This is a genomic window from Xanthomonas pisi DSM 18956 (genome assembly GCF_001010415.1).
GTDB classification, from domain to species: domain Bacteria; phylum Pseudomonadota; class Gammaproteobacteria; order Xanthomonadales; family Xanthomonadaceae; genus Xanthomonas; species Xanthomonas pisi.
Window position 1 is genome coordinate 1 of sequence record NZ_JPLE01000283.1, and the last position, 376, is coordinate 376.

General features: G+C 54.8%; 1 protein-coding gene. It reads right to left on the bottom strand.

Going from position 1 to position 376, the window contains the following annotated elements; genetic code table 11:
- Positions 1-138: 138 nt before the first annotated feature.
- Positions 139-376 (bottom strand): phage holin (locus tag Y887_RS18015; RefSeq protein ID WP_052765051.1); only part of this gene is annotated, 238 nt, incomplete at its 5' end.

A 376-nucleotide genomic window follows, 5' to 3' on the forward strand; every position in this document is an offset into this window, starting at 1 on the left:
CCATCACGGTATGCCGTGGTGTGGTTACCTTCCTTTTCATCCAGAAACTGGTCGAGGATTTCAGGCGCAGAAGCACCTGCGGCAATCAGCGCCAGAACTACCGCTGATAAACCATAGCGGAATTTCCTGCTCATCAGCTTACTCTCCCCGCGCCGCCTTACGCCGGTCTTCTTTAATCTTGAAATACAGGTTCGTCAGGTACGTCAGCAGACCAAACAGCAGACTCCCCAGCACGCCTATTGCCGCCCACTGAGACGGGGAAACCCTGTCCAGCAACTGCAGGAACCAGTAGCCCGTTCCCACCGCTGACGTGGTGTATGACACACCTGTTGTGATTTTTTCCATCTGGTACATACCCCGTCTCCCGCAATCCGGA